Source organism: Massilia sp. Bi118, from assembly GCF_918697865.1.
Classification (GTDB): domain Bacteria; phylum Pseudomonadota; class Gammaproteobacteria; order Burkholderiales; family Burkholderiaceae_D; genus Telluria.
Window position 1 is genome coordinate 111,893 of sequence record NZ_CAKKMV010000014.1, and the last position, 19,736, is coordinate 131,628.

Annotated in this window: 17 protein-coding genes; 5 read left to right on the forward strand and 12 right to left on the reverse strand. The window is 65.1% G+C overall.

All coding sequences use genetic code 11. From position 1 onward, the window contains the following. Together LQV39_RS20115 and LQV39_RS20120 are read right to left on the reverse strand one after the other, a co-directional pair. The gene (locus LQV39_RS20115) at positions 1–204 is read right to left on the reverse strand and encodes a DUF1653 domain-containing protein (RefSeq protein ID WP_230028231.1); all 204 of its coding nucleotides are present in this window, start codon (positions 202–204) and stop codon (positions 1–3) included. Further along, complete coding sequence (locus tag LQV39_RS20120) at positions 204–593, reverse strand: hypothetical protein (protein ID WP_230028233.1); 390 nt, start codon at positions 591–593, stop codon at positions 204–206. The genes LQV39_RS20115 and LQV39_RS20120 overlap by 1 nt, the downstream gene beginning before the upstream one ends. Positions 594–1,221: 628 nt before the next feature. On the opposite strand from LQV39_RS20120, the gene LQV39_RS20125 reads away from it, so the two are divergent. Together LQV39_RS20125 and xth are read left to right on the forward strand one after the other, a co-directional pair. Then, positions 1,222–1,440 (forward strand): hypothetical protein, encoded by a 219-nt coding sequence (locus tag LQV39_RS20125; protein WP_230028235.1) that lies wholly within the window; start codon positions 1,222–1,224, stop codon positions 1,438–1,440. A 62-nt stretch (positions 1,441–1,502) separates the two neighbouring features. Continuing rightward, positions 1,503–2,267, forward strand: coding sequence for an exodeoxyribonuclease III (gene xth / locus LQV39_RS20130; protein ID WP_230028237.1), 765 nt, complete (start codon positions 1,503–1,505; stop codon positions 2,265–2,267). Here xth and LQV39_RS20135 read toward each other — a convergent pair. The 6 genes from LQV39_RS20135 to prpB all read right to left on the reverse strand — a co-directional run bounded on the left by LQV39_RS20135 (position 2,254) and on the right by prpB (position 11,905). Then, positions 2,254–5,145 carry an EAL domain-containing protein gene (locus LQV39_RS20135; RefSeq protein WP_230028239.1) on the reverse strand — a complete coding sequence of 964 codons (2,892 nt, stop codon included), beginning with the start codon at positions 5,143–5,145 and terminating at the stop codon, positions 2,254–2,256. The two genes, xth and LQV39_RS20135, sit on opposite strands and share 14 nt — an antisense overlap. A 138-nt stretch (positions 5,146–5,283) precedes the next feature. Then, a complete protein-coding gene (gene prpF / locus LQV39_RS20140; protein WP_230028241.1) occupies positions 5,284–6,480 on the reverse strand; it encodes a 2-methylaconitate cis-trans isomerase PrpF in 1,197 nt (398 codons plus the stop codon). A 110-nt stretch (positions 6,481–6,590) separates the two neighbouring features. Then, on the reverse strand, positions 6,591–9,203 hold the full coding sequence (acnD, locus tag LQV39_RS20145; RefSeq protein ID WP_230028243.1) for a Fe/S-dependent 2-methylisocitrate dehydratase AcnD: 2,613 nt from the start codon (positions 9,201–9,203) through the stop codon (positions 6,591–6,593). Beyond that, positions 9,184–9,729: a GNAT family N-acetyltransferase gene (locus tag LQV39_RS20150; RefSeq protein ID WP_230028245.1), complete on the reverse strand. Its 546-nt coding sequence runs from the start codon at positions 9,727–9,729 to the stop codon at positions 9,184–9,186. Before LQV39_RS20150 ends, acnD begins: the two co-directional genes overlap by 20 nt. Before the next feature lie 103 nt (positions 9,730–9,832). After that, on the reverse strand, positions 9,833–10,999 hold the full coding sequence (prpC, locus tag LQV39_RS20155) for a 2-methylcitrate synthase (protein WP_230028247.1): 1,167 nt from the start codon (positions 10,997–10,999) through the stop codon (positions 9,833–9,835). Positions 11,000–11,014: 15 nt separating this feature from the next. Further along, complete coding sequence (prpB, locus tag LQV39_RS20160; protein WP_230028249.1) at positions 11,015–11,905, reverse strand: methylisocitrate lyase; 891 nt, start codon at positions 11,903–11,905, stop codon at positions 11,015–11,017. 264 nt (positions 11,906–12,169) lie between these two features. Here prpB and LQV39_RS20165 point away from each other — a divergent pair, with 264 nt between their 5' ends. Continuing rightward, positions 12,170–13,783, forward strand: coding sequence for a M20/M25/M40 family metallo-hydrolase (locus tag LQV39_RS20165; RefSeq protein ID WP_230028251.1), 1,614 nt, complete (start codon positions 12,170–12,172; stop codon positions 13,781–13,783). A 15-nt stretch (positions 13,784–13,798) separates the two neighbouring features. Here the strand turns inward: LQV39_RS20165 and LQV39_RS20170 are convergent, their stop codons facing one another. The 3 genes from LQV39_RS20170 to LQV39_RS20180 form a co-directional block, all read right to left on the reverse strand. Continuing rightward, positions 13,799–14,167 carry a glyoxalase superfamily protein gene (locus LQV39_RS20170; RefSeq protein WP_230028253.1) on the reverse strand — a complete coding sequence of 123 codons (369 nt, stop codon included), beginning with the start codon at positions 14,165–14,167 and terminating at the stop codon, positions 13,799–13,801. Positions 14,168–14,254: 87 nt separating this feature from the next. Further along, positions 14,255–15,916, reverse strand: coding sequence for a cation acetate symporter (locus tag LQV39_RS20175; RefSeq protein ID WP_230028255.1), 1,662 nt, complete (start codon positions 15,914–15,916; stop codon positions 14,255–14,257). Beyond that, the gene (locus tag LQV39_RS20180) at positions 15,916–16,272 is read right to left on the reverse strand and encodes a DUF485 domain-containing protein (RefSeq protein WP_230028257.1); all 357 of its coding nucleotides are present in this window, start codon (positions 16,270–16,272) and stop codon (positions 15,916–15,918) included. Before LQV39_RS20180 ends, LQV39_RS20175 begins: the two co-directional genes overlap by 1 nt. 157 nt (positions 16,273–16,429) lie before the next feature. On the opposite strand from LQV39_RS20180, the gene prpR reads away from it, so the two are divergent. Continuing rightward, positions 16,430–18,055 carry a propionate catabolism operon regulatory protein PrpR gene (gene prpR / locus LQV39_RS20185; RefSeq protein ID WP_230028259.1) on the forward strand — a complete coding sequence of 542 codons (1,626 nt, stop codon included), beginning with the start codon at positions 16,430–16,432 and terminating at the stop codon, positions 18,053–18,055. Positions 18,056–18,073: 18 nt separating this feature from the next. On the opposite strand, the gene LQV39_RS20190 is transcribed toward prpR, so the two are convergent. Continuing rightward, a complete protein-coding gene (locus LQV39_RS20190; protein ID WP_230028260.1) occupies positions 18,074–18,841 on the reverse strand; it encodes a hypothetical protein in 768 nt (255 codons plus the stop codon). Between the two features lie 151 nt (positions 18,842–18,992). Here LQV39_RS20190 and LQV39_RS20195 point away from each other — a divergent pair, with 151 nt between their 5' ends. After that, positions 18,993–19,703 (forward strand): LuxR family transcriptional regulator, encoded by a 711-nt coding sequence (locus LQV39_RS20195; protein ID WP_230028262.1) that lies wholly within the window; start codon positions 18,993–18,995, stop codon positions 19,701–19,703. Positions 19,704–19,736 lie beyond the last annotated feature (33 nt).

Sequence of the window (19,736 nt, forward strand, 5' to 3'; positions counted from 1 at the left end):
TTACGGCAGCGCCGGCGCGGACATGAGCGCAAAGCGAGGCACCTGCGCCCCGTCCAGCTCGACCGTTTCGAAAAAAGCGTCCTTCGGACGGACCCACACGCGTCCGTCCTCGCCCCGGTAGACCATGACCGGGGTATGGTCCGCCTCGAGCACGGCCTCGCAAACCAGCTCGCACACCCCGCCCTTGTAGTGGCGGTAGCGCATCAGGTCTGTTCTTCGACCTGGCGGCTCTGGCTGTGGCTCTGGCTTTGGGCCTGGCTTTTCTTCTTCAGGCTCTGGATGACGCGGACGATGCCCTCGATGCCGGCGTTCTCGTCGAGCTCGCTGAAGGCATCCAGCACCTCGTTCAGCACACGGTTGCGCACCGAGGCTTCGTCGGCCAGCATGACCGGCGCCTTGTCCTCGCTGGGTGCGAACTTCTGTGCCTGCGCGGCCTGCTGCGCGTCGACGGCCTTGGCGCCGTGCGCGAGCGCGGCTTGCCAGATCAGCCAGCGGCGCTGGGTTTCATACACCAGGTACTCTTCCGGCTTGTCCTCACGGCGCCGGACAATGTGGCCATCGCGTTGGGCCCATGCTTCGAATGCTTGACGCATTGCTGTCCTTTATAAAAGCTGTGTGCAAATCCTGCTTGCGGATCCGCGATCGTTACACACCTGCCGGCGGCCGGTAATCGTGCCGGCTTCGGCAACCCTATCAAAGCAATGAATTGCCAAGAGATACTTGACTTCAAAGAAATATGCAAATACTACAAGCTATATTGGCGTAATGCAACTTTTTCTTCCAGAAGGGAAAAGATACGTAATCGCCCCTTCTCTTGCCGCGATTGTTACATCTTGTCACAGTTCGGCAGAGTTTGCCAGACCTGAGGAAATATATTTTTCTTATCAAGCAATAATTCTACGACATCAACGTTGCTTTTTCTACAAATTGTTGCAATTGTGCATAGTTTTAAATAGCAATATTTCAGAAAAACAACAGCTTCTCGATCAGCCCTGAGAAACACTATGCTCTATGCGGCAACAGCATTTAAGCAAAATACATTCCTCCTATTTATTTTTCTTATAAATCAATCACTTACTTTGAAATTCGAGAATCCATCGCAGAGATTGTAAGCAATTCCGACAGAAGGCTGGCAAGGCTTTCATGCGCCGCGCGGGGGGAGGGGGAGCCTAATAGATTGCCGGACAGTACACTTGCATATTTACGATAAGCCGCCCGATCATGAAAACACATATTCCCTACCTGGATGGCTGGCGCGGCCTTGCCATCGTGTTTCTCCTGATCGGGCACTTCCTGCCTGTCCCTGGCCTGAACTTCGGCGCCATCGGCGTCAGCCTGTTCTTCGTCGAGAATCCGGCGCGCATCTGGCTGAACCGCGTGCTGCCCCAGAAGATCGAGATCCCGCCCGACGAGGACGACGTGCCAATGCTGCAGCCCTGAGGACAGGGTAGCCGGCTGCCATGTAATAATGGCAGTCTTGCCATCTCCATCCTCAAGCATTCATGAAATTAGCTACCTGGAACGTCAACTCCCTGAAAGTGCGCCTGCCGCACCTGCTGCAATGGCTCGCCGCCAATCCGGTCGACGTGCTCTGCCTCCAGGAGACCAAGCTCACCGACGACAAATTCCCGGTCGCCGAAATCAACGCGGCCGGCTACGAGGTCGCCTTCACCGGCCAGAAGACGTATAACGGCGTCGCCATCCTGTCGCGGCATCCGCTGACGGACGTGGTGCGCAACAACCCGCACTTTCCGGACGAGCAGCAGCGCCTGATCGCCGCCACCGTGCAGGGCGTGCGCGTCATCTGCGCCTACGTCGTCAACGGCCAGGCGGTCGGTTCCGACAAGTTCGCCTACAAGATGGCCTGGCTGGCGGCGCTGCGCGAGTGGGTCAAGGAAGAGATGGCGGCGCACCCGGAGTTCGCGATCCTGGGCGACTACAACATCGCCCCGGACGACCGCGACGTCTACGACCCGGTCGAATGGGCCGGCGCGATCCACTGCTCGGAACCGGAGCGCGCCGCGCTGGGCGAGCTGTTCGGCCTGGGCCTGTCGGATGCCTTCCGCCTGTTCGAGCAGCCGGAAAAGCTGTACAGCTGGTGGGACTACCGCATGATGGCCTTCCGCCGCAACCGCGGCCTGCGCATCGACCACATCCTGCTCTCGCCCAGCCTGGCGAAGCGCTGCACCGCCTGCGTCATCGACCGCGAGCCGCGCAAGTGGGAGCAGCCTTCGGATCACACTCCCGTCATCGCTACGATCGATTGAGTAGCCGCGGCATCGCCGCCGCATCCGCCGGCCTGGCGAACAGGTAACCCTGCGCCAGGTCGCAGCCATGCTCGCGCAGCAGCGCCAGCTGGGCCTCGGTCTCCACCCCTTCCGCCACCACCGACAGCTGCAGGCTGCCGGCCAGCGCCATGATCGCGGCGACGATCGCGCGGTCCTCGCCGCTGCCTGCGAGGTCGCGGATAAAAGCGCGGTCGATCTTGATCTTGTGGACCGGGAAGCGCTTCAGGTAGGCCAGGCTCGAATAGCCGGTGCCGAAGTCGTCGATCGACAGGCGGATGCCCATCGCCGAGATCTGTTCCAGCGTCTCCAGGGTCTGGCGGCCGTGCTGCATCAGCGCGGTCTCGGTGATCTCGAATTCCAGCATGGCCGGCTCGATGCCGGTTTCCTCCAGGGTGCGCCGGATCGCCTCGACCAGGCCGCGGTGCATGAACTGGCGCGCCGACAGATTGACCGCCAGCGGCACCGGCGCCAGCCCGGCCTTTCTCCAGGCGATCGCCTGTTCGCAGGCGGCGCGGATCACCCACTCGCCGACCGGCACGATCAGGCCGTTCTCCTCCAGCATGGGGATGAAGTCGTCCGGCGCCACCAGGCCGTGGTCCGGGCGGCGCCAGCGCAGCAGCACCTCCATGCCCTCTACCTTGCCGTCGCGGGTGGCGACGATGGGTTGGTAGAACAGCGTGAACTCCTCGCGCTCGAGCGCGCCGCGCAGGCTGGTCTCGAGCTCGAAATGGCGTGCCGCCGCCACGTTCATGCGCTCGGCGAAGAACTGGTAGTTGTTGCGGCCCGAGGCCTTGGCGTGGTACATCGCGGCGTCGGCCTTGCGCATCAGGGTTTCGACGTCCTCGCCGTCGTCCGGGCACAGGCAGATGCCGATCGAAGGCGAGATGTGCAGGCTGCGGCCCTCGAAGCGCACCGGCTCGGCCAGGGCGCCGATGATTTTGTCGCCGACCAGCGCGCACTCGTCGAGCGTGCGCACGCCCGGCACCAGCACCACGAATTCGTCGCCGCCCAGGCGCGCCACGGTATCGACCGCGCGCACCACGCGGCACAGGCGGTTCGCGACTTCCTTCAACAGGTGGTCGCCGGTCAGGTGGCCGAGCGAATCGTTGATGGTCTTGAAGCGGTCCAGGTCGATGAACATCACGGCCAGCTTGCGGCCGTCGCGGCGCGCCGCCAGCATCGCCCGGTCCAGGCGCTCGGACAGCAGCGCGCGGTTCGGCAGGCCGGTCAGCGCGTCGTGGTAGGCCATGTGATGGACCCGCGCCTCGGCCTGGCGGCGCTCGACGATTTCGGCCTGCAGCAGGCGGTTCGCGCCCGCCAGTTCGGCGGTACGTTCCTGCACCCGCACTTCGAGTTCGTCGCGCGCGCGGCGCAGCGCGTCGGCCGCCTCGTGCTGGGCGGTGACGTCGTCGATCAGCCAGACGCTGCGGCCGCCGCGCTGGGCCATGTCGAAGGGCCGGCCCGACAGGCGCGCCCAGAAGCGCGTGCCGTCGCGCCGCATCAGGTGGTATTCCGCCATGTGCACCCGGCCGGACGCGAAGTCGGCCTGGGTCTGGCGGCGCGCGTCTTCCCAGCTGGCGGTGTCCGGATACAGCTCGCGCACGCTGGCGCCGTCGATCGCGCCGGCCGGGCAGCCGAACAGCTCCTCCATCTTGCGGTTGCAGCGCAGCGTACGCCCATCCTCGACCACAGCGATGCCAAGCACCGCGTTGTCGAGGATGGCCTGGTTTTCCAGCACCGCGTTGCGCAGCGACTCCTCGTCGCACTTCTGGCGCGTGCGGTCCTCGATCATCCAGATCGTGCCCTGCGCCGGGTCTTCGCTGTTGATGGCGTAACCGATCAGGCGCACCCACATCGGGGTGCCGTCCTTGCGCACCATGGTGCTCTCGGCCTGGAAGGGCTTGCCCTGCCCGAGCACCGCATAGGCCTCGGCGCCCAGATAGTCGAAGGCCTGGTCGTCGGCGTACAGGATGCGGGTCAGGCTGCCGATCGCTTCGCCTTCGGCATAGCCGAACATGCGATCGAAGCTGCTGTTTGCGCGCGTGATCACCCGGCTGCGCGTGAAGAAGATGCCGATCGAGGCGTTGATCATGATCGCCTGCACTTCGCGCAGCGCCTGGCGCGCCTCGCTGACGTCTTCCAGGATCCAGATCGTGCCGGCCTCGCGCGAGGTCATGTCGACCGCCCTGGCGCGGATGCGGCACCAGATCAGCGAGCCGTCGCGGCGGCGCAGCTGGATCTCGTCCCGCTCGAACAGCTCGCCGGCGGTGAGCACGCGGATCGCCTGCTCCATGAAGCCCTCGTACTGCGGCCGCGAGACGAAGAAGGCGGCGGGATCGCGTCCCACCAGCTCGGCGGGCTCGTAGCCCAGCATGCGGGCCATGCGCGGATTGCAGGACTTGACCAGGTGCGGCAGGGTAACGACGATGCCAACCGGCGCGTGCTCGAGCACCATGGCCTGCTCCAGCTGGACGCTGCGCAGCGCGCCTTCCGCGCCGGCGGCATGCGTGGCGCCGGGCAGCTCGCAGAACACAAAGGTGGCGCCGGCAATGCCCGCTGCAGCCGGCAGCGGCCGCGCCCGGACCTCGACCGGCACTTCGAGCCCGCCGGCGGCCAGCAGCCCGCTCCAGCGCCGCTCGCCCCCCAAGGCCAGCCCGGCCTCATGCCCGGCCTGCGGCCTGCTGCGCTCGCAGAACAGCACAGGCAGCCGCCTTCCCTCCAGCGCTGCGCCGAGCAGCCGCTCGAGGGCCTCGTTGGCCGCCCAAATCATTCCCTGCGCATCGCAGGCGCAGGCCGGCGCCGCCAGCAGCGCCAGCGCCTCGGCCACCATGGCCGGTTTGCTCGTTACACGATCCATCCCTGTCCCATTTTGCGGGTCCGTCCTCTGGACCTCTTTTTCCGGGGAGAATCATAAACCAACAAGTGGTAGTAAATATCAAACAAGCAAAAAAAAGCCCGCCGTGTTGTACGGCGGGCTCATGGGGCTTGCAATGATTTAGACGGCGTCGCCGGGGATGCGGACCCAGCCTTCCATCAGCACACGGGCACTACGGCTCATCACCGCCTTTTTCACGGCCCAGTCGCCGCTTTGCGCATCCTGCTCGGCCTGGGCGCCGACGCGCAGGGTGCCGGACGGGTGGCCGAAGCGCACCGCTTCATGGGCGCGGCCGCCGGCGGCCAGGCTGACCAGGGTGCCGGGAATGGCCGCGGCGGTGCCGATCGCCACCGCCGCCGTGCCCATCATCGCGTGGTGCAGCTTGCCCATCGAGAGCGCGCGCACCAGCAGGTCGATGTCCTGGGCGGCTACCCGCTTGCCGCTCGACGCCACATAGTCTGCCGGCGGGGCCACGAAGGCCACCTTGGGCGTGTGCTGGCGGCGCGCCGCCTCTTCCAGGTGCGCAATCAGGCCCATGCGCATGGCGCCGTGGGCGCGGATCAGTTCGAACATCGCCAGCGCCTTCGGGTCGCCGTTGATGTCGTCCTGCAGTTCGCTGCCTTTGTAGCCGATGTCGGCGGCGTTGACGAAGATGGTCGGGATGCCGGCGTTGATCATGGTCGCCTTGAGCGTGCCGACGCCCGGCACCTCGAGTTCGTCGACCAGTTGCCCGGTCGGGAACATAGCGCCGCCGCCCTCGCCCTCCTCGGCCGCCGGGTCCATGAACTCGAGCTGGACTTCGGCCGCCGGGAAGGTCACGCCGTCCAGTTCGAAGTCGCCGGTTTCCTGGACCTGGCCGTTCGTCACCGGCACGTGGGCGATGATGGTCTTGCCGATGTTGGCCTGCCAGATCGTCACCGTGACGATGCCGTTGTCCGGGATGCGGTCCGCGGGAATGAAACCATTGCTGATCGCATAGGGGCCGATCGCCGCCGACAGGTTGCCGCAGTTGCCGCTCCAGTCGACGAAGGGCTTGTCGATCGAGACCTGGCCGAACAGGTAGTCGACGTCGTGGCCGGGCTTCGTGCTGTCGGCGACGATGACGGTCTTGCTGGTGCTCGAGGTGGCGCCACCCATGCCGTCGATCTGCTTGGCATAGGGGTCCGGGCTGCCGATCACGCGCAGCAGCAGCTTGTCGCGCGCTTCGCCGGGCACTTGCGCGGCTTCGGGCAGGTCCTGCAGGCGGAAGAAGACGCCTTTGCTGGTGCCGCCGCGCATGTAGGTGGCGGGGATTTTGATTTGTGGTACGTGGGGCATATGTGTTATCCGGTAATACGTCGTCCCCGCGCAGGCGGGGACCCAAGTTCTGCTTGACCTATCGACCGCTCAACAAACTTGGGTTCCCGCCTTCGCGGGAACGACGAGTTTCAGGCAGCGACCTTCGTCGTTGCCAAAAAGTCCTGCGCAAACCGCTGCAGCACGCCGCCGGCCTCGTAGATCGACACCTCTTCCGCGGTATCGAGGCGGCAGGTCACCGGCACCTCGACCGTCTCGCCATTCCTGCGGTGGATCACCAGCGTGAGCGTTGCGCGCGGCGTGCGCTCGCCCACCACGTCGTAGCCCTCGGTACCGTCCAGGCCCAGGGTCAGGCGGGTCGTGCCCGGCATGAACTCCAGCGGCAGCACGCCCATGCCGACCAGGTTGGTGCGGTGGATGCGTTCGAAGCCTTCGGCCACGATGGCTTCCACGCCCGCCAGGCGCACGCCTTTCGCCGCCCAGTCGCGCGAGGAACCCTGGCCGTAGTCGGCGCCGGCGACCACGATCAGCGGCTGCTTGCGCTCCATATAGGTTTCGATCGCTTCCCACATGCGGGTGACCTGGCCTTCCGGCTCGATGCGGGCCAGCGAACCCGCACGCACGCTGCCATCTGCGTTGCGTACCATCTCGTTCTTGAGGGTCGGATTGGCGAAGGTCGCGCGCTGCGCGGTCAGGTGGTCGCCGCGGTGGGTCGCGTAGGAGTTGAAGTCCTCTTCCGGCAGGCCCATCTTGTGCAGGTACTCGCCCGCAGCGGAATTCATCATGATCGCATTCGACGGCGACAGGTGGTCGGTGGTGATGTTGTCGCCCAGGACCGCCAGCGGCAGCATGCCCTTCAGGCTGCGTTCGCCGGCCAGCGCGCCTTCCCAGTAGGGCGGACGGCGGATGTAGGTGCTCATCTCGCGCCAGTCGTACAGCGGCGACACCGCTTCATCAAGCGATTCCTGGCGTGCGAACATCACGTCATACACGTTGCGGAACTGCTGCGGCTTGACCGATTGTTCGACCACGGCGTCGATCTCGGCGTCGCTCGGCCAGATGTCGGCCAGGCGGACTTCCTTGCCATTCGCGTCGACGCCCAGCACGTCCTTCTCGATGTCGAAGCGGATCGTGCCGGCGATCGCATAGGCCACCACCAGCGCCGGCGAAGCCAGGAAGGCCTGCTTGGCATACGGGTGGATGCGGCCGTCGAAGTTGCGGTTGCCCGACAGGACGGCGGTCGCGTACAGGTCGCGCTCCACCACTTCCTTCTGGATGACGGGATCGAGCGCGCCGGACATGCCGTTGCAGGTGGTGCAGGCAAAGGCGACGATGCCGAAGCCCAGCTTTTCCAGTTCCGGCAGCAGGCCGGCTTCGTCCAGGTACAGTGCGACAGCCTTGGAGCCGGGCGCCAGCGAGGATTTCACCCAGGGCTTGCGCAGCAGGCCCAGCTTGTTGGCGTTACGGGCGATCAGGCCGGCCGCGATCATGTTGCGCGGATTATTCGTGTTGGTGCAGCTGGTGATGGCGGCGATGATCACGGCGCCGTCCGGCATCAGGCCTGGCTCGTTTTCGACCCGCATTTCGGCCGGAATGGCGATGCCCTGGGCCGCCAGTTCCGAGGTCGGCACGCGCTTGTGCGGGTTCGACGGACCGGCGATGTTGCGGACGACCGTCGACAGGTCGAACTGCAGCGTGCGCTCGTACTCGGCCTTGACCAGGGTGTCGGCCCACAGGCCGGTTTCCTTCGCATAGGTCTCGACCAGTTTCACGAGTTCGTCGTCGCGGCCGGTCAGCTTCAGGTACTTGATGGTCTGCTCGTCGATGGCGAACATGGCGGCGGTGGCGCCGTATTCCGGGGCCATGTTCGAGATCGTGGCGCGGTCGCCCAGGGTCAGATTCGAGGAACCCTCACCGAAGAACTCCAGGTAGGCGGAAACGACCTTCGACTTGCGCAGGAACTCGGTCAGCGCCAGCACGATGTCGGTGGCGGTGATGCCCGGCTGCGGTTTGCCGGTCAGCTCGACGCCGACGATGTCCGGCAGGCGCATCCAGGAGGCGCGGCCCAGCATGACGCTTTCCGCTTCCAGGCCGCCGACGCCGATCGCGATCACGCCCAGCGCATCGACCATCGGGGTGTGCGAGTCGGTGCCGACCAGGGTGTCCGGGTAGGCCACGCCGTCGCTCACCTGGACCACGGGGCTCATGCGCTCGAGATTAATCTGGTGCAGGATGCCGTTCCCCGGCGGGATCACGTCGACGTTCTGGAAGGCCTTCTTGGTCCACTCGATGAAGTGGAAGCGGTCCTCGTTGCGGCGGTCTTCGATGGCGCGATTCTTTTCGAAGGCCTGCGGATCGAAGCCGCCGCACTCGACGGCCAGCGAGTGGTCGACCACCAGCTGGGTCGGCACCACCGGGTTGACCAGGGCCGGGTTCCCGCCCTGCAGGGCGATGGCGTCGCGCAGGCCGGCCAGGTCGACCAGCGCGGTCTGGCCGAGGATGTCGTGGCAGACCACGCGCGCCGGGAACCAGGGGAAATCGAGCTCGCGCTTGCGCTCGATGAGCTGCTTCAGCGACGGGACAAGGGCTTGCGGTTCGCAGCGGCGCACCAGGTTCTCGGCCAGCACACGCGAGGTGTAAGGCAGGCCGTCCCAGGCGCCCGGCTGGATCTCTTCGACCGCCGCTTTCGCGTCGAAGTAGTGGAGATTGGTCCCGCGCAGGGGTTTACGATATTGGCTGTTCATTTGGATGTTGCGAAACGAGAGATAAAACCAGGTGCTGCTTGGCGCAGTACCTGCCTTCGTGATGAATGGCATCCGGCTCGAGGCCGAATTGCCGGAAGCCGAAGCTGTCGTACAGCCGCCGGGCCGGCAGGTTCGATTCGTTCACCTCGAGGGTGAGCTGGCGGACCGTGCCGAGCGAACGGGCAAAGCCGATCAGGTGCGCCACCAGCAGGCGCCCGATGCCGGCGCGCTGGTGGCTGCGCGCGACCATCAGACTGTTCAGGCTGGCCGCGTGCCGCAGGCGCCTGCCCTCCTGCATGCGCAGGCAGATGGCGCCGACCAGCGGTGCATCGGACTGCGCGCCATCGAAGGCGCCGAACCAATGATAATCCTGTTTGGCCAGGCGCCGCGCATGCCAGTCCAGGCCTTTGGCCAGCGCTTCTTCATGGTCGGGGCCGTGGGCAAACTGGAAGTCGCGCAGGCTGGCCAGGCGCAGTTCGCGGTAGGCGGCTGTGTCGCTGGGGGTGAGTTGGCGGATGGTCGGCATGGTATTTACCGTCGTTCCCGCGAAGGCGGGAACCCAAGTTAGTAGCGTTATCGTTAGCTCACGCAAACTTGGGTCCCCGCCTGCGCGGGGACGACGTGGTGGCTTATTTACGTTCGCTCAGCGGCACGAACTTCAGATCCTCCGGACCGACATAGTTCGCACTCGGACGGATGATCTTGTTGTCGATACGCTGCTCGATGATGTGCGCCGACCAGCCCGAAGTGCGCGCGATCACGAACAGCGGGGTGAACATCGCGGTCGGCACGCCCATCATGTGGTAGGACACGGCCGAGAACCAGTCCAGGTTCGGGAACATCTTCTTCACTTCCCACATGACCGATTCCAGGCGCTCGGCGATGTCGAACATCTTCATCGAACCGGCATCGCTTGAGAGCTTGCGCGCGACTTCCTTGATCACCTTGTTGCGCGGGTCCGAGATCGTGTACACCGGGTGGCCGAAGCCGATCACGACTTCCTTGTTGGCGACGCGGTTGCGGATGTCGGCTTCGGCTTCGTCCGCGTTTTCGTAGCGCTTCTGGATCTCGAAGGCGACTTCGTTGGCGCCGCCGTGCTTCGGACCGCGCAGCGCGCCGATGGCCCCGGTGATGGCCGAGTAGATGTCGGAACCGGTGCCGGCGATCACGCGGCCGGTGAAGGTCGAGGCGTTGAACTCGTGCTCGGCGTACAAGATGAGCGAGGTGTGCATCGCCTTGACCCAGTCGTCGGACGGCTTTTCGCCGTGCAGCAGGTGCAGGAAGTGGCCGCCGATCGAGTCGTCGTCGGTCTCGACTTCGATGCGCTTGCCGTTATGGCTGAAGTGGTACCAGTACAGCAGCATCGAACCCAGCGATGCCATCAGGCGGTCGGCGATGTCGCGCGCGCCCGGGATGTTATGGTCGTCCTTTTCCGGCAGCGTACAGCCCAGCACCGAGACGCCGGTGCGCATCACGTCCATCGGATGCGAGGCGGCCGGCAGCGCTTCCAGTGCGCCCTTCACCGCCTGCGGCAGGCCGCGCAGCATCTTCAGCTTGGCCTTGTAGCCTTTCAGTTCGGCGGCGTTCGGCAGCTTGCCGTGCACCAGCAGGTAGGCGATCTCTTCGAATTCGGAGGTGTCGGCCACGTCCAGGATGTCGTAGCCGCGATAGTGCAGATCGTTGCCGGAACGGCCCACCGAGCACAGCGCGGTGTTACCTGCGGCGACGCCGGACAGGGCGACGGATTTCTTCGGCTTGAAGGTCGGGGTGTCGGATTGGGTGGTCTGATCGGTCATCTCGGGTCTCCTCAATTATTTGGCTTTGTTCTGGGCAAACAGGGCATCCAGCTTCTGCTCGAAGCTATGGTAATCGATGCGGTCGTAGAGTTCGGCGCGGGTCTGCATGGTATCGACCACGCTCTTCTGCGTGCCTTCGCGACGGATGGTTTCGTACACGTTCTCGGCCGCCTTGTTCATGGCGCGGAAGGCCGACAGCGGGTAGAGCACGATGTCGACGTCGGCACCCTTCAACTCTTCGACGCTGAACAGCGGGGTCGAACCGAATTCGGTGATGTTGGCCAGGATCGGCACCTTGACCGCTTTCTTGAACTGGGCGTACATCTCCAGGCTGGTGATCGCTTCCGGGAAGATCATGTCGGCGCCGGCTTCGACGCAGGCGACGGCGCGCTCCACGGCTTTATCCAGGCCCTCGACGGCCAGCGCGTCGGTGCGGGCCATGACGACGAAGTTGTCGTCGGTGCGGGCGTCGACGGCGGCCTTCACGCGGTCGACCATTTCGCCCTGGCTGACGATCTCCTTGCCCGGACGGTGGCCGCAACGCTTGGCGCCGACCTGGTCTTCGATGTGGCAGGCGCCGGCGCCGGCCTTGATCAGCGAGCGCACGGTGCGGGCGACGTTGAAGGCGGAGGAGCCGAAGCCGGTGTCGATGTCGACCAGCAGCGGCAGGTCGCAGACGTCGGTGATGCGGCGCACGTCGATCAGCACGTCTTCGAGGCCCGAGATGCCGAGGTCAGGCAGGCCCAGCGAACCCGCGGCCACGCCGCCGCCCGACAGGTAGATCGCACGGTAGCCGGCGCGCTTGGCCAGCAGGGCGTGGTTGGCGTTGATCGCGCCGATCACCTGCAGCGGATGTTCTTCCTGCACGGCCAGGCGGAATTTGGCGCCTGCGGAGAGTTGACTCATGGTGCTGTCCTTTCGATTGATTCATTGAGCGGAGTACGGGCACATCAATGCAAACGCCGTGCCAGCTCCCATGCTACGCCGCCCTGCCCTGTTTTCAAGGACTTGCGTCCCTGAGGAAGTCTTCTCAGCGTTTCACTCTGCAACATTGTTTCACGATGAAACGTGCACCGTTCGGCACACCTGTTCCGCTGGTATAGCTGAGTTCGTAAGCGTAGAATCCCCTGCGCAGTTCTCTTTTGACAACAACAACCACCAAGAGGATTTATGGGAGACATTCGCAAGGCCAGCCTGCTGGCGACCCTGGTTACGGCCTGCTTCGGCGCCCAGGCCGCCGACGTCGATGCCAACACCATCAACCGCATTGCCGACGAGGGCTACAACCGCGGCCAGGTCGTGAGCCTCGCAGCTCACCTGACCGACCGAATCGGCGGCCGCATGACCAACTCGCCTGCCATGCGCCAGGCGGAAAAATGGACCCAGCAGATGTTCACCGGCTGGGGCCTGCAGAATGTCCACCTCGAAGCTTACGACTTCGGCCGCGGCTGGTGGATCGAATCGTCGTCGGTCCGCATGACCGCGCCGCGCCCGCTGGCGCTGACCGCGATCCCGGTGGCGTGGACGCCGCCGACCAAAGGGACCGTGAGCGCGCCGATCGCGGTGGCGCCGATCCGCCACGTGCGCGACCTGGCCCAGTACAAGGGCAAGCTGCGCGGGAAGATCGTGCTGGTCAGCTATCCGGACGCCCCGAAGGACGACACCGCCGCCACCTTCAAGCGCTTCGACGAAGCGGAACTGGGCAAGCTGTCGACCTACGACCAGCCGCACTACGATCCGGACCAGTCGTTCGACCTGTACAAAAAATACTTCGAGCAGGCGCGCGAGATCGACCGCTTCATGGCGGCGGAAGGCGCGCTGGCGCTGGTGAAGATGTCCTACCGCGGCGGCGGCCTGGTGCAGGGCGAGGGCTACTTCCACCGCAAGGGCGAGACGGTGTCGCTGCCGGAAGTCGAGATGGCCGCCGAAGACTACCGCCGCCTGGCGCGCCTGGCCAAGGTCGGCGAAGTGAAGCTCGAGATGAACAGCAATGTCCACTTCGACGACCGCGACATGAACGCCTACAACGTGCTGGCCGAGATCCCGGGCAGCGACCCGCAGGCCGGCTACGTGATGGCCGGCGCCCACCTCGACAGCTGGGTGGCCGGCGACGGCGCCGCCGACAACGGCGCCGGCTCGGTGGTGGTGATGGAAGCGGCGCGCATCCTGTCGCAGCTGGGCGTGAAGCCCAAGCGCACGATCCGCTTTGCGCTGTGGAGCGGCGAGGAACAAGGCCTGCTCGGTTCCCTGGCCTACATCCAGAAGCACATCGCCACCCGCCCGCGCCCGAGCGACGCGGGGCATGCGAAGCTGCCCGAGTTCATGTGGGACACCTACCCGATCACGCCCCTGCCCGGCTACAACGAGATGGCCGCCTACTTCAACCTGGACAACGGCTCGGGCAAGATCCGCGGCATCTACGCCGAAGGGAATTTCGCCGCGATGCCGGTGCTGCGCAGCTGGCTCGCGCCCTTCTCCAGCCTGGGCGCGGATAAAGTGGTGGCCAAGAAGACCGGCGGCACCGACCACGAGATCATGGCCGGCATGGGCCTGCCTGCCTTCCAGTTCATCCAGGACCCGCTGGACTACGGTTCGCGCGTGCACCACTCGAACCTCGACACCTTCGATCACCTGCGCACCGAAGATCTGCGCCAGGCCGCGGTGATCATGGCCACTGTGCTGCTGCAGGCAGCGGAGAGCGACACGCCGATGCCGCGCAACGTGCTGCCGAAGCAGCCGACGCCGACGGATCCTTTCCACTACCGGGATCCGGCGAAGGAGTAAGCCTGAACGAAGGCCCTAGCGGCGTTGCTGGAACACCAGCGTGTTGCCGCTGGGGTCGTCGATATACACTTCGCGGGTGCCCCAGGTCTGCTCCAGCGGACCTTGGTGCACCGGCGATTCCGGCCGCAAGGGCGGCCTGAAGCCGCGCGCGACGAAGCTTGCGAACGCGGCATCCACGTCCTCGCACAGGACGATCGTGCTGGAATGGCCGTAGCGGCCTTCTCCCGGCGTCAGGTTCAGGTGCAGTTCATCTTCGCCGCGCCGCAGCCCTGCATAGAAGGGCTGGTCTTCGGGCCAGGTAAAATCGAGCGCGAAGTCGAGCACGCGCGTGTAGAACGCGATCGCTTCCGGCACGTCGCGCACCACCAGTATCGGTATCAGCATCGTCCCCCCAGACATGAAAAAAACCGGAGGCCGCCAGCGGCCTCCCCGCCAGCGGTCTCCGGGTTCAGTGTACGACTACTTCAGGGATCAGTGGGCCGAAGCAGCCGCCGCGCCGATACCGGTCTCCGAACGCACTTCCTGCGCCTCGAAACCAGCCTTGTCGATCGCCGCGCGCGGGCTCTTGTCGGTGACCGAGAACAGCCACACGCCGACGAAGCCGACGGTCATCGAGAACAGGGCCGGCGAGGTGTACGGGAAGATCGCATCCTTGTAGTGGAAGACGTCGACCCACACCGACTTCGATACCACGGTCAGGCCGACAGCCGTGATCAGGCCCAGGAAGCCGCCGATGGTCGCGCCGCGGGTGGTGCACTTGCTCCACAGGACGGACATGAACAGCACCGGGAAGTTGGCCGAGGCGGCAATCGCAAATGCCAGCGACACCATGAAGGCGACGTTGACCTTCTCGAACACGTAGCCGAGGAAGACGGCGATGATGCCGAGGACGATGGTGGTGATCTTCGACACGCGCAATTCGCTGCCCGGGGCCGGCTGGCCCTTCTTGATCACGGTCGCGTAGATATCGTGCGAGACCGCCGAGGCGCCGGACAGGGTCAGGCCAGCCACCACCGCGAGGATGGTCGCGAAGGCCACGGCCGAAATGAAGCCGAGGAAGACGTCGCCGCCAACGGCGCTGGCCAGGTGCACGGCCGCCATGTTGTTACCACCCAGCAGCGCGCCGGCTGCATCCTTGAAGGACGGGTTGGTACCGACCAGCACGATCGCGCCGAAGCCGATGATGAAGGTCAGGATGTAGAAGTAGCCGATCCAGGTGGTGGCCCACAGCACCGACTTGCGCGCCTCCTTGGCGCTCGGGACGGTGAAGAAGCGCATCAGGATGTGCGGCAGGCCGGCGGTGCCGAACATCAGCGCCATGCCGAAGGAGATGCCGGAAATCGGGTCCTTGATGAAGTTACCCGGACCCATGATCGAGTCCTTCTTGCTGTGCACTTCGACGGCCTTGGCGAACAGCTGCTCCGGGCTGAAGTTGTACATGGCCAGCACCGAGAAGGCCATGAAGGAGGCGCCCGCCAGCAGCATCACGGCCTTGATGATCTGGACCCAGGTGGTGGCGGTCATGCCGCCGAACAGCACGTAGACCATCATCAGGATACCGACCAGCACCACGGCGATGCTGTAGTCCAGGCCGAACAGCAGCTTGATCAGCTGGCCGGCGCCGACCATCTGCGCAATCAGGTAGAACAGCACGGTGACCAGGGTGCCCGAGGCCGCGAACATGCGCACAGGCTTCTGCGCGAAGCGGTAGGCAGCGACGTCGGCGAAGGTAAAGCGGCCCAGGTTGCGCAGGCGCTCGGCCATCAGGAAGGTGATGACGGGCCAGCCGACCAGGAAGCCGATCGCGTAGATCAGGCCATCGAAGCCGTTGGCGAACACCGCGGCGGAGATGCCGAGGAAGGAGGCGGCCGACATGAAGTCGCCGGCGATGGCCAGGCCGTTCTGGAAGCCGGTGATGCCGCCGCCCGCGGTGTAGAAGTCGGAGGCCGAGCGGGTGCGCTTGGCGGCCCACTTGGTGATGAACAGGGTCAGGATGACGAACACCGCGAACATCGTGATCGCGGTCCAGTTGGTGGCCTGCTTGGTAGCCTGGCCCAGGTCGGGCGCGGCGATGGCGGCGTTGGTCGCGGCCAGGGCTGCCAGTGCGGCAGCGTTACGGATCGTATTCTTCATTATGCGCGGACCTTTTGTTTGGTCGGAGCGGCGCCGGTGCCGGAATCGCCGGCAGCGGCGTTGCGCTGGATAGCGTCGGTCAGCGCGTCGAATTCGCTGTTGGCGCGGCGAACGTAGATGCCGGTGACGACCACCGTGAACAGGATCACGAACAGGCCCAGGGGCACGCCCCAGGACATCACGCCCGCGCCGATGCGCGAACCCATGAATTCCTTGTCGAAGGCGTTCAGGCAGGTAAAGCCGTAATACACGATCATCACGGCCCAGGTCAGCATCCAGCCGTAGCGGGAGCGGGTCCTGACCAGCTTCTGGTAATTGGGGTCGCTTTTGACCCGTTGAACAACGTCTTGGTCCACTTTTAGTCTCCAATAGTTTTTAATGCCTTTTTGGTACAGGCTGGGTGCGATCCTACGGGCTGGTGCTTACCCGATTCTTACGGCATAAACCGGATTTCGCGACGGCGCCGGTGTTTCACGCTGAAACACCAGGTGCACATTGCGCTACACTTGCAACATGAGTCCTCCCGCCCGCATCCCAGGAAACGCTTCCCACGACGCCGTCGACAAGCCCGTGATCTGGACCGTTTCGGTCTCGCGCCTGTCCGACCTGTTCCGCGACATCACCCTCGAATACGACCACCTGGCCCAGATCGAGCCGCTGCACCTGGGCTTCGACGAAGCCGCGCGCCACATCCGCGAACGCATGGCGAGCGACCATTGCGACGTCGTGATCGCGGCCGGCTCGAACGCGGCCTATCTGAAAGGCCGCGTGTCGGTGCCGGTGGTCGTGGCCAAGGCCAGCGGCAGCGACGTAATGCAGGCGCTGGCGCGCGCGCGCAGGCTGTCGCCGCGGATCGCGGTGATCAGCTACCAGCAGCCGATGCCGGAACTGGCCGAATTCACCGCCACCTTCGGCCTCGCCATCTTTCAACGCACCTACGTGACGGAGGAAGACGCGCGCGCCGCCATCGAGGAACTGAAGGCGGACGGAGTCGAGGTGATCGTCGGCGCCGGCCTGATTACCGACCTGGCCGAGGAAGCGGGCCTGAAGGCGGTGTTCGTGTACTCGGCGGCCTCGATCCGCCAGGCCTTCGACGATGCGCTCGAAATGGCGCGCCTGACCCGGCTCGAATCCGGCCGCGGACGGCGCGGCAGCCCGGACCCGCGGCGCGCGCGGCGCGGTCTGAACGACCTGCGCGGCGAGTCCGCGGCCATGGAAAAGCTGCGCCAGACCGTGGTGCTGTATGCGCGCTCCAAGGCCACGGTGCTGATCCAGGGCGAGACCGGCAGCGGCAAGGAGCTGGTGGCCCAGGCGATCCACCGCGAGGGCCCGCACCGCGGTGCCAACCGGCCCTTCGTCGCGGTGAATTGCGGCGCGATCGCTGAATCGCTGCTGGAATCGGAACTGTTCGGCCACGAGGAAGGCGCCTTCACCGGGGCGCGGCGCGGCGGCCATGCGGGCTTGTTCGAAGCGGCGAATGGCGGCACCCTCTTCCTCGACGAGATCGGCGAGATGCCGCTCGCATTGCAGACGCGGCTCCTGCGGGTGCTGGAAGAGCGCGAGGTGATGCGGGTGGGCGGCACGCGCCCGGTGCCGATCGAGGTGCGCGTGATCAGCGCCACCCATTGCGATCTCGACGCCCGCGTGCGCGAAGGCCGCTTCCGCGCCGATTTATACTACCGCCTGGCGGTGCTGCGCCTGGTGCTGCCGAGGCTAGCAGAGCGCCGCGCCGACATCCCGGCGCTGGCCGAGTGGTCGCTGAAGAACGCGATGGCGGCCCTGAGCGCGCGCCCGCATCCGAACCTGGGCGCCGAGATCGCGGCCTGCGCGCCCGTGCTGCAGGCCTACGCCTGGCCCGGCAATGTGCGCGAGCTGCGCAACCTGATGGAGCGGCTGGCGCTATTCCTGGCGGCCGAGCCGCTGCAGGCCCTGACCCCAGCCTTCCTGCTGGCGGTGGCGCCGGAGCTGGGCAATGCGCCGCAAGCCGCCGCGCCGGTCGCCCTGCCCTCGGCCGCGCCACGCCCGCAGGAGACCGTGACCGAGGTGCTGGCGCGCTTCCACGGCCAGCGCGACGCCGCCGCACGCCACCTGGGCATCAGCCGCACGACGCTGTGGCGGCGGCTGAAGGCCGGCACCTGAAGCGGCCGGCCAGCGGCTTTACTTTCCGCAGCGCGGCAAGGGCTGGTCGCCGAGCAGCAGCAAATGCAACTGACCGTGCGTTTCATCGAGCGCGTGGCCGACGCTGTCCAGCGCCGCCGGGCGGCCGAGGTCGGTCACGCCACGTACGCCGTAGCACGCGGCCAGGCGCTCGCTGGAGGGCCACCACAAGGGCTCGACCTGCTTCGAGGCGTATTGCTTCTCGACTGCATCGGCGTTTTCGGCGATGGTTTTGAAGTCGCGGTAGAACTGGGGATTGACCCCGATCCTGGCCACGAATTCGCTTTCCATCCTGGCGATGCGATTGACGTATTCGACCATGACCGGCAGTTGTTTCTCGACTTCGTCCGGCGGCATGCCGCTTGCGGTGAATTGGCGGCGCATTTCCTCTTTGCCAGCCAGTGCGGTCAGCGTCAGCGTGCCGTGGAAGCCGAGCACGGCGCCAGCGGGAATGGTCTTGTGGCGGGCGGCGGGAAACAGGTAGTTGGCGCAGCTGGATGCGCAACCGCCGACGACTTCCAGGTCGAGGTTCTTGTCATGGATGAAGCTGCCCATGAGGATGCCGGCTTCGCTGTCACCGCCGACGCTGCGCACCTTCAGCAGCGTCGTGCCCGGCGTGTACATCTTTTCCAGCTTGGCATCGTCGCCCCTTTCAATGGCCCCCTTGAGCAGCAGCGTGTGCGCGTCGATACGCGTGATGTCGGCGCCGTGGGCGTTGGCCAGCAGCAGGCAGGAAGACAGCGAGAACAGGGATAGCAGGGTGCGCATGAACATCTCCGGTAACAGTTGACGTAGTTGACGAGAGACATCTTGCCGCAACCCACAGTGCATCGTAACTGTAAAATTTGACAGATTTTTTCCTTGCCGATGTCTCTTTTCGACCTACAATGCATCAGTCCGGCTTTGTAATTCTTTTTTCATGAACACTTGGCGAGAAGATCAGCTCCAGGCATTGCTCGAGACCCGGTCCGACGAGGCATTCTCCAACTGCCTGGCGCGTGCCGCCAAAGACCTCGGCTTCGATTTTTGCTCCTATGGCATGCGGCTGCCGCTGCCCATCGCGGCGCCTCAGGTGGCAATACTGAGCAATTACTCTCCGGATTGGCTGCAACGTTACGCCCAGGAAGATTATCTGTCGATCGACCCGACCGTGGCCCATGGCAGCCGGTCGGTGATGCCGCTGGTGTGGTCGGAAGCCGTGTTCCAGGAAGCCCGCCCTTTCTGGGAAGATGCGCGCGGCCACGGACTGCGTGTCGGGTGGTCGCAGTCCTGTCACGACGGTCGCGGCGTTGCCGGCCTGTTGACCCTGGCCCGCTCGCACGAGCCGCTTTCGGCGCAGGAATTGCAGCACAATGCTTACCAGATGTCATGGCTGGGCCAGGCAGCGCATGAGGTGCTGTCCGGCCGCCTGATGCAGCGCCTCCTCCCGCAGCCATCGATACAGCTCACCCGGCGCGAAGCCGAGATCCTGCGCTGGACCGCCGATGGCGCAACCTCCGCCCAGGTCAGCGACAAGGTGCATATCACTGAGCGTACAGTCAATTTCCACATCAATAATGTACTGATGAAATTGGAAGTCAAGAACAAGACGGCCGGGGTCGTCAAGGCGCTGAGACTGGGCCTGATCTGAGATCCGCATCAGCCCGCTGCTAGCTCACTTGAG